This window comes from Promicromonospora sp. NPDC052451 (assembly GCF_044547525.1).
Taxonomy (GTDB): Bacteria; Actinomycetota; Actinomycetes; order Actinomycetales; family Cellulomonadaceae; genus Promicromonospora.
Genome location: NZ_JBIUAP010000006.1, coordinates 133,250 through 147,208, shown reverse-complemented (window position 1 = coordinate 147,208; position 13,959 = coordinate 133,250). Strand labels below are relative to the sequence as shown.

Here is a 13,959-nt window from a genome sequence, read left to right as displayed (position 1 = left end):
GACCGGACTGCCGGACCGAACCAGACCGAGCGGATGCCCGAGGCGGCTGCCGGACCGCCGGGGCAACCAGCCGGAACCTGACCCGGACAGCCCGCCGCAGCCCGACCGAGCAGAGCACGACCCGAGCAGAGCACGACCCGAGCAGAGTCGCACGAGCCGAACCGAAGGAGACCGCAGTGAACCAGCCGTACGACCGGGGGACCCCCGTCGCCGTCCGCGCCCCGCGCGGCACCACCCTGACCGCCCGCAGCTGGCAGACCGAGGCCCCGCTGCGCATGCTGATGAACAACCTCGACCCGGAGGTGGCCGAGCGCCCCGACGACCTGGTGGTCTACGGCGGCACCGGCCGGGCGGCCCGCGACTGGCCGAGCTACCACGCGATCGTCCGCTCGCTGACGGACCTGCGCGACGACGAGACCCTCCTGGTCCAGTCCGGCCGGCCCGTGGGCGTGCTGCGCACGCACGAGTGGGCGCCGCGCGTGCTCATCGCCAACTCCAACCTCGTCGGGGACTGGGCCACGTGGCCCGAGCACCGGCGCCTGGAGCAGCTCGGCCTGACGATGTACGGGCAGATGACGGCCGGGTCCTGGATCTACATCGGCACGCAGGGCATCCTCCAGGGCACGTACGAGACGTTTGCCGCGGTGGCCGCCAAGCGGTTCCGTGGCACGCTCGCCGGCACGCTCACCCTGACCGGGGGCTGCGGCGGCATGGGCGGGGCGCAGCCGCTGGCCGTCACGCTCAACGGCGGCGTGTGCCTGGTGGTCGACGTCGACCCGGCCCGCCTGCACCGGCGCGTCGAGACGCGGTACCTCGACGTCGTCGCCTCCTCGCTGGACGAGGGGGTCGAGCTGGCGCTGGCCGCGAAGCGGGACCGGCGTGCGCTGTCGGTGGGCGTGGTCGGCAACTGTGCCGACGTGGTGCCGGAGCTGCTGCGCCGGGGCGTCGAGGTGGACGTCGTGACGGACCAGACGTCGGCGCACGACCCGCTGTCGTACCTGCCCTCCGGGGTGGAGCTCGCGGACTGGGCCGACCTCGCACAGAAGGACCCGGAGGGGTTCACCGAGCGGGCGCGGGAGTCCATGGCCCGGCACGTCGAGGCCATGGTCGGCTTCCAGGACGCCGGCGCCGAGGTGTTCGACTACGGCAACTCGATCCGCGACGAGGCCCGCCAGGGCGGGTACGGGCGGGCGTTCGACTTCCCCGGGTTCGTGCCCGCCTACATCCGGCCGCTGTTCGCCGAGGGCAAGGGGCCGTTCCGCTGGGCGGCGCTGTCGGGCGACCCGCGCGACATCGCGGTGACCGACCGTGCGGTGCTGGACCTGTTCCCCGACAACGACCACCTCGGCCGCTGGATCCGCGCCGCCCAGGAGCGCGTCGCCTTCCAGGGGCTGCCCGCCCGGATCTGCTGGCTCGGGCACGGGGAGCGCGACGTCGCGGGGCTGCGGTTCAACGAGCTCGTCGCGTCGGGGGAGATCTCCGCGCCGATCGCGATCGGGCGCGACCACCTGGACTCCGGGTCCGTGGCCTCCCCGTACCGCGAGACCGAGGCCATGGCCGACGGCTCCGACGCCATCGCCGACTGGCCGCTGCTGAACGCCCTGGTCAACACGGCCTCCGGTGCGACGTGGGTGTCGATCCACCACGGGGGCGGCGTCGGCATGGGGCGGTCGCTGCACGCCGGGCAGGTGTCCGTGGCGGACGGGACCGCGCTCGCCGCGCAGAAGCTCGCGCGCGTGCTCGCCAACGATCCGGCCACGGGCGTGCTGCGGCACGTGGACGCCGGGTACGACGACGCCGTCGCGGCCGCCGAGCGCGGCGGGCTGCGGGTGCCGATGCGGGAGGGGGCGTGACGGAACCGGGCGGGCCGCTGCCGGGCGGACCCGCGACGGGCGCCGCTCTGGGCGCCGGTAGCCGGCCGACTGCCGTCGGCCGGCTCCTGGATGCGATCGCCGACGTCGGCCGGGCGCCGTCCGGCGGGTACGAACGGTTCGCCTGGACCGCGCACGACCTGACCCTGCGCGAGTGGTTCGCCGCCGAGGCGACCGCCCGCGGCCTGGACGTGGTGCTCGACCGCTCCGGGAACCAGTGGGCCTGGTGGGGCGACCCCGACGCCGGCGGCCCCGGCGTCGTGACCGGCAGCCACCTCGACTCCGTACCCGGCGGCGGCGCGTTCGACGGGCCGCTGGGCGTGGCGAGCGCGTTCGCGGCGCTCGACGCGCTGCGGGACGCCGGGGTCGTGCCGCGGCGTCCGCTGGGGATCGTGAACTTCTCCGACGAGGAGGGCGCCCGGTTCGGGCTCGCGTGCCTCGGGTCGCGGGCGCTGACCGGGACGGTCCCGGCCGACCGGCTGCTGGCGCTGCGGGACGGCGGCGGCGACAGCCTCGCGGACGTGCTCGCCAGGGTCGGGGGCCGGCCGGGTGGTGTCGCGTTCGGCGGTACGGGCTCGTCGACCGGTCGCGGCGGTACGGGCTCGTCGGCGGCGGGCGGTGGAGCGCCCGGCGTCGGCGCCGTCCGGCTCGACCACTACGGTCGGGACCCGGAGGCGCTGGCGCGGATCGGCGTCTTCGTCGAGCTGCACGTCGAGCAGGGGCGCTACCTCGCCGACCTGCCAGGGGACGAGGCGGCGCCCGTCGCCGTCGGCGCCGCGATCTGGCCGCACGGACGCTGGCGCGTCGACCTCACGGGCGAGGCCAACCACGCCGGCACCACGCCGCTGGCCCACCGCCACGACCCGATGCTCGACCTGGCGCGGCTCATCACCGACGTCCGCGCCGCCGCCGAGCACGCCGGGGCGCTCGCCACGCTGGCCAAGGTCGAGGTCGAGCCGAACGGCGTCAACGCGATCCCGTCCCGGGTCCGGGCGTGGATCGACGCCCGCGCCGAGACGGAGGAGGCGGTCCGCCGCGTGATCGGCACGCCTCAAATGAGTGCGGATCTGGTTGCGGTATCAGAGCCGGGTTCCGCACCTGGGCCTGCGTTCACCGGGCGCGTCGTGCGGGATGGTGACGGCCTCAGCGCCTGGGAGGTCGTCGAGGAGTCGTGGACGCCCGCGACCGTGTTCGACCCGGCGCTCGCGGCACGGCTCGCCGACGTCGTGGGGCGGCCGGGCTCCACGCTGCCCGCTCCCGTGATCGGCACGGGCGCCGGGCACGACGCCGGCATCCTCGCCGCGTCCGGCGTGCCCGCGGCGATGCTGTTCGTCCGCAACCCGACCGGTGTCTCGCACTCCCCTGCCGAGCACGCCCCGGAGGCCGACTGCGACGCCGGCGTCCGCGCGCTGACGGCCGTACTGGCGGACCTGCTGACCGCGCCCGAAGCCGTCGAGGCCGTGAGCGGGCCGTGGGGCACCGAACCTCGGCGAGGAGCACCCGACGGTGACCGTCCGGGGACCACGGGAACCGGGCGATGAGCGGCTTCTGGTGCGAACGTGCCTGGGTCCCGGACGGCGCGACGGCGGGCCGGGCGTCCGGCGCGGTCGTCGAGTCCGTGCGGGTGGACGTCGAGGGCGGGCGGTTCGTCGCCGTCGAGACCGGCGCCGCGCCGTCGGCCACTGATGTCCGGCTGCCCGGGCTGGTGCTGCCCGGGTTCGCCGACGCGCACTCCCACGCGTTCCACCGCGCGCTGCGCGGTCGCACGCACGGTGCCGTGGACCGGCCCGGCGGCGGTTCCTTCTGGACCTGGCGCGAGGACATGTACGCCCTGGCCGCCGCGCTCACGCCGCCGCTGTACGAGCGGCTGGCGCGCGCCCTGTACGCGGAGCTCGCCCTGGGCGGCACCACGGCCGTGGGCGAGTTCCACTACGTGCACCACCGCCCCGACGGGACCCCGTACCCGCCCGCGGACGGCGGACCGAACGCCATGGCCGAGGCCCTGCGCCGGGCCGCGCACGACGCCGGCGTGCACCTCACGCTGCTCGACACCTGCTACCTGCACGGCGGCCTCGACGCCGGCGGGCACCAGCCGCCGGCCCCCGAGCAGGCCCGGTTCGGCGACGGCACCGTCGACGCGTGGACCCGCCGCGTGGACGCCCTGCGCGCCGCCTGGGCCGCCGACGACCGCGTGCTCGTGGGCGCCGCCGCCCACTCGGTGCGCGCCGTGACGCCCGACGAGCTGCGGGAGGTCGCCCGCTGGGCCCGCGAGGCCGGCGCCCCGCTGCACGTGCACCTCTCCGAGCAGCCCGCGGAGAACGAGACGGCGCTCGCGGCCTTCGCCCGCACCCCGGCCCGCCTGCTGCACGACGCCGGAGCCCTCGGCCCCGGCACCACGGCCGTGCACGCGGTCCACCTGACCGACGACGACGTGACGCTGCTCGGCTCCTCCGGCACGGGCGTGTGCCTCTGCCCGACGACGGAGCGCGACCTCGCCGACGGTCTCGCCCCCGGCCTGCGGCTGCTGCGAGCGGGCAGCCCGCTGTCGGTCGGCACGGACCAGCACGTGGGCGCCGACGTGCTGGCGGAGGTGCGGGGCATCGAGGAGCACGAGCGGCTCGCCTCCGGGCGGCGCGGCCGGTTCGGCCCTGCGGCGCTGATCGAGGCGGCGACGTCGGCCGGGCACGCAGCGCTCGGCCGGCCGGACGCCGGGCGGATCGCCGTGGGTGCCCCCGCCGACCTGGTCGCCGTGCGCCTGGACACCGTCCGCACGGCCGGGGCCGACCCCGCCCAGGTCGTGCTCGTCGCGGGCGCGGCAGACGTGTCCGACGTCGTGGCGGGCGGCGAGCCCGTGGTGCGGGACGGCGAGCACCGGGCCGGTGACGTCGCCCGGATGCTGGCCGACGCGATCGGGGAGGTCTGGGCCGCGGCCGACGGGCTGCGTGCGGCCACGACGAGGGAGGACGGCGCATGAGCGTGCTGCTGACGAACATCGGCGAGCTGGTCACGAACGACCCCGCGCACGGGGGCTGGTCGGGCGCGGCGGGCGCGGGCCCGGCAGGCACCGGCCGCTCCGGTCCGGATCGGGCCGACGCGGCGGGCGGGCTCGGCATCGTGCGGGACGCCGCCGTCGTCGTCGCGGACGGCCGGATCGCCTGGACGGGACCGGCCTCGTCGGCCCCCGCGGCGGACGACGCCGTCGACCTGGCGGGCCGGGCCGTGCTGCCGGGGTTCGTCGACTCACACTCGCACACCGTGTTCGCGGGCGACCGCGCCGCGGAGTTCGCCGCCCGGATGACCGGCGAGCCGTACACGGGCGGGGGCATCGCGACCACGGTCGCCGCCACACGCGCCGCCGGCGAGGAGACGCTCCGGGCGCGGGGTCGCGCCCTGGTGCGGGAGATGCTGACCCAGGGCACCACCACCGTCGAGATCAAGAGCGGCTACGGCCAGGACGTCGCGACCGAGGCCCGGATGCTGCGGATCGCGCGCGAGCTCACGCCCGAGACGACCTACCTCGGCGCCCACACCGTCCCGGCCGAGTACTCCGGGGACCGGGCCGGCTACCTCGACCTCGTGACCGGCCCCATGCTCGCCGCGTGCGCGCCGCACGCCCGCTGGGTCGACGTCTTCTGCGAGCCCGCAGCGCCCACCGCCTTCGACGAGGACGAGTCCCGCGCCGTGCTGCACGCCGGCCTGCGCGCGGGCCTGCTCGCCCGGGTGCACGGCAACCAGCTCTCGGCCGGCCCGGGCGTACGGCTCGCGGTCGAGGTCGGTGCGGCCAGCGTGGACCACTGCACCCACCTGACCGACGCCGACGTCGACGCACTGGCGGGCTCCTGGGATGCCCACCTGGCCGGGGAGGGGAACCCGCCGGTCGCCGGGCCTGGCCGCGACGACGGGCCCGGGAGCCTTGCCGGGGCCGCCGGGGCCGCCGGGGCTGCCGGGGCTGCCGGGGGCGGCACGGTCGCCACCTTGCTGCCCGCCGTCGAGTTCTCCACGCGCTCGCCCTACCCGGACGCCCGCCGCCTGCTCGCCGCAGGGGTGCCGGTCGCGCTGGCCACGGACTGCAACCCCGGCTCCGGGTACTCCTCGTCCGTGCCGTTCGTGGTGGCGCTCGCCGTGCGCGAGATGCGGATGAGCCCCGCCGAGGCCCTCTGGTCGGCGACGGCGGGCGGGGCGCTCGCGCTCCGGCGCGACGACGTCGGCCACCTGCGGGTCGGCGCCCGTGCCGACCTCGTGGTCCTGGACGCTCCGAGCCACCTGTACCTGTCGTACCGCCCCGGCGTGCCGCTGGTGACCGAGGTCTGGAAGGACGGCGTGCGGGTCTGACCTCCCGTGCCGGGCACCCACCCGAGCCGGGCACCCACCCCGAGCCGGGCACCCGCCCCGGGCCGGACGGTGGGCCCGTGCCGGACGGTGGGCCCAGGCCGTGGGGGAGGGTCCGGGCGGCGGGGGGAGGTCTGGGCCGTGGGGGGAAGGCCCGGGCCGCGGGAGAGGACCGAGCCGCGGGAGAGGACCGGGGTGGGGGAGCCGCCGCGCGCGGAGAAGACCTTGCCCGCGGGGGTGTGTCACTGGCTGTAGACAACGTCTACACAGGGTGACACACCCCCACGGGCAGGTATTCCCCCGAGCATGTCCGTCGCGCCGCACCTGCCAGACAGCCGCACCTGCCAGACAGCCGCACCTGCTGTGCCAGCCGCGCCTGCTGTGCCAGCCGCGCCTGCTGTGCCAGCCGCGCCTGCTGTGCCAGCCGCGCCTGCTGTGCCAGCCGCGCCTGCTGTGCCAGCCGCACCTGCCGAGCCGATCGGTCCGTCGAACTGATCGGTCCGTCGAGCCCGACGCGGCCGGACACCGCCCGCTACTGCTCCGTGACGCCCAGGTCCGGGGCGGCCACGAACCGGGCGCGCGCGTCGGCCGCGCCGTGGAGCTCCAGGAGGACCAGCTCGTTGCCCGTCGCGCGCAGGAGCGGTCCCGGCACGTAGAGCGTGTGGGTGGGGCCGAGGCTCCAGTAGCGGCCGAGCAGCCAGCCGTTCACCCAGGCCAGGCCCTTGGTCCAGCCGTCGAGCCGCAGGAAGTGGTCGGCTCCGGCCGCCGAGTCGAAGGTGGCCCGGAACAGGCCGGCACCGACCGGCCGCGCCGCGCCGTCCGGCCCCGGGGTGGGCAGCGCGCGGCTCGGCGCGTCGAGCGCCGGGCGCAGCAGCTCGGGCGCGTCCTCGATCCGCAGCGCACCGGCCTCCCAGGAGTCCAGCGTGCGTGTCGCGGTGCGCACCGGCCCGATCACGCCCTTGGGCTCACCGATCCGCGGCCCGTAGTTCACGCGGCCCTGGTCCTCCACCAGCAGGGTGAGGTCCCCCGCACGGGCGGGCAGCGCCACGGCGAACGTGTGGGAGCCCCGGTCCAGCACGCCCACCTGCTCGTCGTCGACCAGGACGACGGCGCGGTCGCGCACCTCGTCCGCGGTCAGCACGAGGTCGTCGGCCTGGATCCGGGTGCGGTAGACGGTGAAGCCCGACCACGACCGCAGGTCGTCCGTGGTGGGCGTCGACGTGAAGGAGTGCAGGTCCTCACGCAGCAGGCTCGGCAGGGCGTGGGCCAGCGGCACCCGTGCGGTCAGGTCGACGTCGAGCACCGGCGCGGCACCGCGGGCGGCGTCGCCCGCCAGCTCTCCGGCGTCCGGCACGGCCCGGTGCCGCGCGATCACCTCGCGCATCGCCCAGAACTTGGCGGTCGGCGTGCCGTCCTCGGACAGGGGCGCGTCGTAGTCGTACGACGTCGCGATGGGCCGGTAGATGCCCTTGTCGTTCGCGCCGCTGGTGAGCCCGAAGTTGGTGCCGCCGTGGAACATGTACAGGTTGACGGAGCCCCCTGCCGCAAGAAGATCGTCCAGGTCGGCGGCGTTGGCCTCCGCAGGCGCTACGTGGTGCTCCAGGCCCCACGAGTCGAACCAGCCGTTCCAGAACTCCATGCACATCAGCGGGCCCGTGGGCTGGGCCCGCCGCAGCACCTCCAGCCGCTCCGTGCTGCGCGAGCCGAACGTCGCGGTCTTGTGCAGCTCCGGGAGGCCACCGCGGGCCAGCATCTCGTCGTTCGCCTGGTCGCAGGTGAACAGCGGGACGTCGATGCCCTGGGCGCGCACCATGTCCACGAGCGCGCGCAGGTACTTCTGCCGCTCGGGCACCGGGTCGTCGCCGTACGCGCCGTACTCGTTCTCGACCTGGACCATGAGCACCGGGCCGCCGCGGGTCACCTGACGCTCGGCCACCAGCGGCAGCAGGCTCGCGTAGTACTTGCCGATCGCGTCGAGGAACCGGGGCTCGTGCCGCCGCACACCCACGGCACGGTCGGCCAGCAGCCACGCCGGCAGGCCGCCGCCGTCCCACTCCGCGCAGATGTACGGGCCGGGACGCACGATGGCGTGCAGGCCCTCGGCCGCCACGAGGTCCAGGAACCGGCCCAGGTCGCGGCGTCCGTCCAGGTCGAACACCCCGGGCTCGGGCGCGTGGAAGTTCCACGGCACGTACGTCTCGATGGTGTTCAGGCCCATGAGCCGCGCCTTGTGGATGCGGTCGGCCCACTGGTCGGGGTGCACGCGGAAGTAGTGCAGCGCGCCGCTGACGACCTGGGTCGGCGCGCCGTCCAGCAGGAAGTCCTCGGGGCCGATCTCGAACGTGGGCATGTGTGGTTCCTCGGGGTTCTTCGTGACACGGACGGCGGCGGGGGAGGCCCCCGCCGCCGTCATCGATGGTGGTGCGGCCGGCTCACTCGGAGACTGTGAAGCCCTGCTCGTTGCCGTAGCTGACGATCGACTCCTGCCAGGCGGCCAGGCCGTCGGACAGCGGGGTCGAGCCGGTGTACGCCTGGCCGACGGTGTCGGGGAAGACGCTGTTGGCGTAGACCTGGTACGGCAGGTACTGCCAGCCCTCCACCACACCGGTGGCCGACGCCGAGAGCACCTCGTTGATCTTCTGGCCGCCGAAGTACTCCGACTCCTCGCCGAGGAACGCCTCGTCGTTCAGGTCGGCGAGCGTCGCCGGGAAGTTGCCGCCCTCCAGGCGCGTGGCGACGCCGTCGCCGGCGTTCGCGTACTGCAGGAAGCCGTAGGCCAGGGCCTTCTTGTCGCTGGCCTCGGTCACCGACAGCGCCGAACCGCCGTTCTCCGCGGTCTCGTTCGCGCCCTCGGTCCACTGCGGCATCGGGGCCACCCGCCAGTCGCCCGACGCCGGGGCGGCGCCCGACTCCAGGTTCGCCGGCATCCACGCGCCGGTCACCAGGGCGGCGATCTCACCGCTGCCCAGGCCCTGGAACCACTCGTCCGACCAGGCCGGCACGTTCGCCACCAGGTCGTCGTCCAGGAGCTGCTGCCACATCTCGGCGAACTTCGCGGAGCCCTCGTCGGCGAGGTTCACGGTCACGTCGGTGCCGTCCACCTCGAACGGGTGCCCGCCGGCCTGCCAGATCATCGAGGTCGCGAAGCCGGCGTCACCGTTGTCCGCGGTGATGTACGTGTTCGGGTCGGACTCGTGGATCTTCTTGGCGGCCTCGACGAACTCGTCCCACGTGGCCGGCACCTCGACGCCGGCCTCCTCGAAGGTCTTCGCGTTGTAGAACAGGGCCATGGGGCCGGAGTCCATCGGCAGGCCGTACACGGCGTCGCCGTCGGTCACCGCGCCCCACGGCCCGGGGGAGTAGGTGCCGTCGAGCTCGCTCGCGCCCAGCGGCGCGAGGTCCGCGAGCGAGCCACCGATCGAGAACTGCGGCAGGGCGTAGTACTCCATCTGCGCGACGTCGGGCACGCCCGAGCCGGCGCTGATCGCGTTCTGGAGGGCCACGTAGTGGTCGTTGCCGGTGCCGACGTTCGCCAGCTCGACGTTCACGTTCGGGTACTCGGCCTCGAAGTCCTCGACGACCTTGTCCAGCGTGGGCTCCCACGCCCAGACCAGCAGGTCGCCGCCCTCCTCGAGGGCCGCCGAGATGTCCTCGGGGGAGACGGTCTCCGCGGCATCTCCGCCGTCGGACCCGGACCCGCACGCGGTCAGGGCGAGCGCCAGGGCGCCCGCCGCGGCGAACGCGCCGACGGCGCGGTGGTGGCGGATGGTCATGGTGGTTCCTCTCACTTCATCGTCAGATCTGGGGAAAGGGGGTGCGGGTCATTCCTTGACGCTGCCGGCGGCCAGGCCCGACTGCCAGTAGCGCTGCAGCAGCAGGAAGGCCACCACGAGCGGCAGGATGGTCAGGAGCGAGCCGGCGATCACGAGGTTGAAGATGGCCTCGCCACCCGCGGTGGTCGCCTGCGCGTTCCAGGCGTTCAGGCCCAGCGTCAGCGGGTACCAGTCGGGGTCGCGCAGCATGATCAGCGGCAGGAAGTAGTTGTTCCAGGTGGCCACCACGGTGAAGAGCAGCACCGTCACGATGCCGGGGGCCAGCATCGGCAGGCACACCTGGAAGAAGGTGCGGGCCTCGCTCGCGCCGTCGATCCGCGCGGCCTCCATGATCTCGTCGGGCACGGCGTCGGCGGCGAAGGTCCACATGAGGTAGAGGCCGAACGGCGAGATGAGCGACGGGATGATCACGGACCAGGGCGTGTTGGTCAGGCCCAGGTTGGCGAACATGAGGAACGTGGGCACGGCCAGGGCGGTGCCCGGCACGGCCACGGCGCCGATGACGACGGCGAACACGGCCCGCTTGCCGGGAAAGCTGAACTTGGCCAGGCCGTAGCCGCCGAGCAGGGCCAGCAGGGTGGCACCGCCCGCGCCCAGCACCACGTACAGCAGCGTGTTGAGGAACCAGCGGCCGAACACGCCGCCGTCGTAGGTCAGGACGCCCACGATGTTGTCCCACAGGGCGAAGTCGCCGCTGAACCACAGGCCGAACGAGCTGAACAGGTCGGGCTGCGTCTTGGTCGCGTTGATCAGCAGCCAGACGAGCGGGATCAGCGCGTAGACGCCGATCAGGGCCGTCAGGACCGTGAGCAGCACGCTGCGCGTGGGCCGGGCGTGCGAGGTGCGGCGGTTCCGCAGCCGGGGCGGGGCCTTCTTGGGGCGCACGGTGGGCGCGGTCATCAGGACGTTGGTCATGGCTCAGGCCTCCTTGCGCATGCCGCGCAGCTGCACCACGTAGGCCACGAGCATCGTGAGCACGCCCATGATGATCGCCACCGTGGCCGAGTAGTTGTACTGCTGGCCGGAGAACGACAGCGAGTAGGCGTACAGGTTCGGCGTGTAGTGCGTCGAGATGTAGTTGGGCGACAGCGGCTGCAGGATGCTCGGCTCGTTGAAGAGCTGGAAGGAGCCGATGATCGAGAAGATGGTCGCCACCACCAGGGCGCCGCGGATCGCGGGCAGCTTGATCGCGGAGATCACCCGCCAGGGGCCCGCGCCGTCGATCTCCGCGGCCTCGTACAGCGAGGTGGGCACCACGCGCAGCGCGGAGTAGAAGATCAGCATGTTGTAGCCGACGAACTCCCAGGTCACGATGTTGCCGATCGCGGGGAGCACCAGCGCGGAGGCCAGCGGGTCCGGGATGTTCGTGCCGAACAGGTCGTTGAAGTTGCCGACCAGGCCGAACCGCTCGCCGTACATGAAGCCCCACATCAGGGCGGCCACGACGCCTGGCACGGCGTAGGGCAGGAAGATCGTCAGGCGGAAGAAGTCCCGCCCGTACAGCCGGCCGCTGTCGATCGCGAGGGCGACCAGCAGCGAGATGCCGAGCATGACCGGCACCTGGACCAGCAGGAACGCGGTCACCCGGCCCACGCCGGCCCAGAACTGCGGGTCGCTCAGCGCCCGGGCGTAGTTGTCGAGGCCGACGAACGACGTGCCGCCCACGAGCTGCGTCTGGAACAGGCTCAGCCAGAGCGAGTAGGCGATGGGCGCGAGGAAGACCAGGGCGAAGACGGCCATGAACGGGCCGACGAACCCCCATCCGGTCCAGCGGGTGCGGCGTCGCATCCGCCTCGCAGGCTTGGGCACGGCCGGTGGCGATGCGAGCGTGGTCACAGCAGGTCGCTCCTTCACGAGTGGGGTCAGCACGTCGGCGTAGTGTTGACGTCAACATGGTGACGCGGACTAGGGTGCTCGTGAGTTCCCGGAGTGTCAAGCGCGCACCGGGCAGACGCATCACGAGGAGGTGGGTGCCGTGGAGGGCAGGAGCCCGTCCCTGGCCGACGTCGCGGAGCTCGCCGGGGTCTCGACCCAGACCGTCTCCCGCGTGTCGATGGGCCTGGACAACGTGCGACCCGCGACCCGGGACCGGGTGCTGGCGGCGATGGCGCAGCTCGGCTACGCCCCGAACACCGCGGCCCGGGCGCTGCGGTACGGCAGCTTCCGGACCATCGGCATGATCGCCCACCGGCTCGCCCGCACGGGCGAGTCCCGGACGGTCGAGGCGGTGGTCGAGGCGGCACGGGCCCAGGGTTACACGGTCACGCTGGTCGACGTCGAGAGCCCGTCGTCGCAGGACGTGGCCGCCGCGGTGACCCGGCTGTCGCACCAGGCGATCGACGGCCTGGTGATCGTGCGTGCCGAGACGGCGACGCCCGACACGCTCGCCCTGCCGCCCCGGATGCCCGTGGTGGTGTCCGACTCGCGGTTCGTGGGCCACCATCCCGCCGTCGGCGCCGACCAGGCCGACGGCGCCCGCCGGGCCACCCAGCACCTCCTCGACCTGGGGCACCGCACGGTGCACCACGTCGCCGGACCCGCCGGCTCGGCGCCCGCGCAGGTGCGCGCCGAGGCCTGGCGGGCGACGCTCGGCGCGGCCGGCGCCGTCGTGCCCGAGGCCGTGGCGGGGGACTGGACCGCGGGCTCGGGGTACGAGGCCGGCCGGCGGCTCGCCGCCGACCCGGACGTCACCGCCGTGTTCTGCGCGAACGACGAGATGGCCGCGGGCGTGCTCCGTGCGCTGCACGAGGCCGGCCGCGCCGTGCCGGCCGAGGTCTCCGTGGTCGGGTTCGACGACATCCTGCTGGCCGAGCACCTCTGGCCGCCGCTGACGACGGTCGCGCAGGACTTCGACGAGATCGGTCGGCGGCTCGTGGCGCGGCTGCTGCAGCAGGTGCGCGACGGCCGGCGCACGGGTGCCGACGAGGTGCGCCTGGCGGAGACCACGGCAGCCGAGGTGGCAGACACCACGGGGCCGGACCTGCACGAGGTGGTGCCGGTGGAGCTCCGCGTCCGGGCGAGCACGGCCCCGCCGCCCCGGTGACGCCCGAGGTCGTGGGGCGAATCGTTACGCACGGCCCCCGCCGGACACATATCTGGTACCGAACATTCACCCTGAAACCCGTAGGATCGGCTCGATGGCGCAACCAGAGGGCAGGGGTGTTACACGCGTGGAGTCACAGTCAGCCGAGGCTCTGCTCGACCCGCCGACCCGTCCGACGTGGCGCAGCTCCCTGGTCGCGGCGGTCATCGGGGCGCTCGTCTTCGCGGTGTGCATCTGGCAGGTGGTCGTGCGCGGCCCGTTCATCGCCTGGGACTGGCAGTTCCACTACTACGTCGACGCGCACCACCCGGTCGGCTGGGAGAAGGTCTTCCTCGACATCGTCGCGAGCGTGACCGGCGAGCGGCTGTTCACCATCCCCATGGTCGGGGGCACGGCCCTCTACGTGGCGTGGAAGCAGGGCGGGCCGGGCTCGCTCTGGAGCATCGCCACGCGCCGGCCGGTGATGGCCGTGCTCGCCGGGCTGGCCACCATCGCGTCGATCGGCTACGGCACCAAGTTCGGCCTCGGCCGCACCGGACCGCACCACAACATGGACGTGCTGCACGCCGGCGGCCAGGCGTTCCCCTCGGGCCACGCGGCGAACACGTTCTTCACGGGCTTCTTCATCCTCTGCCTGCTGTTCTCCCAGAGCGGCCTGCACCCGAGCCTGAGCCGCCTGCGCACGATGATCCCCGTGGTCGGCGTCATCGTGGCCATCGCGGGTGCGCTCATGTCGTGGCTCGACTACCACTGGCTGAGCGACATCCCCGGTGGCTGGCTCCTGGGCTTCATCGCCTGCATGGTGGCCCTGTCGGTGCTGCGGGCGGGCCCGCGCGGCGAACGAGATCGCCTGCCCGCCGGCTAGCGGCCGGTCTCCGCTAGG

The 13,959-nt window shown here is 74.2% G+C and carries 10 protein-coding genes; 6 read left to right on the top strand and 4 right to left on the bottom strand.

The window, feature by feature from the left end; translation table 11 throughout:
* Positions 1–176 precede the first annotated feature (176 nt).
* The 4 genes from hutU (at position 177) to ACIG47_RS12550 (ending at position 6,203) form a co-directional block, all read left to right on the top strand.
* Complete coding sequence (hutU, locus tag ACIG47_RS12565; protein WP_397431088.1) at positions 177–1,853, top strand: urocanate hydratase; 1,677 nt, start codon at positions 177–179, stop codon at positions 1,851–1,853.
* An 86-nt stretch (positions 1,854–1,939) separates the two neighbouring features.
* Positions 1,940–3,412, top strand: coding sequence for a Zn-dependent hydrolase (locus tag ACIG47_RS12560; RefSeq protein ID WP_397431389.1), 1,473 nt, complete (start codon positions 1,940–1,942; stop codon positions 3,410–3,412).
* Positions 3,409–4,845 carry a formimidoylglutamate deiminase gene (locus ACIG47_RS12555; protein WP_397431087.1) on the top strand — a complete coding sequence of 479 codons (1,437 nt, stop codon included), beginning with the start codon at positions 3,409–3,411 and terminating at the stop codon, positions 4,843–4,845. Before ACIG47_RS12560 ends, ACIG47_RS12555 begins: the two co-directional genes overlap by 4 nt.
* Complete coding sequence (locus tag ACIG47_RS12550; RefSeq protein WP_397431086.1) at positions 4,842–6,203, top strand: amidohydrolase family protein; 1,362 nt, start codon at positions 4,842–4,844, stop codon at positions 6,201–6,203. Before ACIG47_RS12555 ends, ACIG47_RS12550 begins: the two co-directional genes overlap by 4 nt.
* Positions 6,204–6,732: 529 nt before the next feature.
* Here ACIG47_RS12550 and ACIG47_RS12545 read toward each other — a convergent pair.
* The 4 genes from ACIG47_RS12545 to ACIG47_RS12530 all read right to left on the bottom strand — a co-directional run bounded on the left by ACIG47_RS12545 (position 6,733) and on the right by ACIG47_RS12530 (position 11,821).
* Positions 6,733–8,550, bottom strand: coding sequence for a glycoside hydrolase family 35 protein (locus ACIG47_RS12545; protein ID WP_397431085.1), 1,818 nt, complete (start codon positions 8,548–8,550; stop codon positions 6,733–6,735).
* 82 nt (positions 8,551–8,632) lie between these two features.
* The gene (locus ACIG47_RS12540) at positions 8,633–9,973 is read right to left on the bottom strand and encodes an ABC transporter substrate-binding protein (RefSeq protein WP_397431084.1); all 1,341 of its coding nucleotides are present in this window, start codon (positions 9,971–9,973) and stop codon (positions 8,633–8,635) included.
* 48 nt (positions 9,974–10,021) lie between these two features.
* Positions 10,022–10,948, bottom strand: a complete 927-nt coding sequence (locus tag ACIG47_RS12535) for a carbohydrate ABC transporter permease (RefSeq protein WP_397431083.1) — start codon at positions 10,946–10,948, stop codon at positions 10,022–10,024.
* A 3-nt stretch (positions 10,949–10,951) separates the two neighbouring features.
* A complete protein-coding gene (locus ACIG47_RS12530) occupies positions 10,952–11,821 on the bottom strand; it encodes a carbohydrate ABC transporter permease (protein ID WP_397411762.1) in 870 nt (289 codons plus the stop codon).
* A 178-nt stretch (positions 11,822–11,999) separates the two neighbouring features.
* On the opposite strand from ACIG47_RS12530, the gene ACIG47_RS12525 reads away from it, so the two are divergent.
* Together ACIG47_RS12525 and ACIG47_RS12520 are read left to right on the top strand one after the other, a co-directional pair.
* Complete coding sequence (locus tag ACIG47_RS12525; protein WP_397431082.1) at positions 12,000–13,076, top strand: LacI family DNA-binding transcriptional regulator; 1,077 nt, start codon at positions 12,000–12,002, stop codon at positions 13,074–13,076.
* Between the two features lie 127 nt (positions 13,077–13,203).
* On the top strand, positions 13,204–13,941 hold the full coding sequence (locus ACIG47_RS12520; RefSeq protein WP_397431081.1) for a phosphatase PAP2 family protein: 738 nt from the start codon (positions 13,204–13,206) through the stop codon (positions 13,939–13,941).
* The last annotated feature ends 18 nt before the right edge of the window (positions 13,942–13,959 follow it).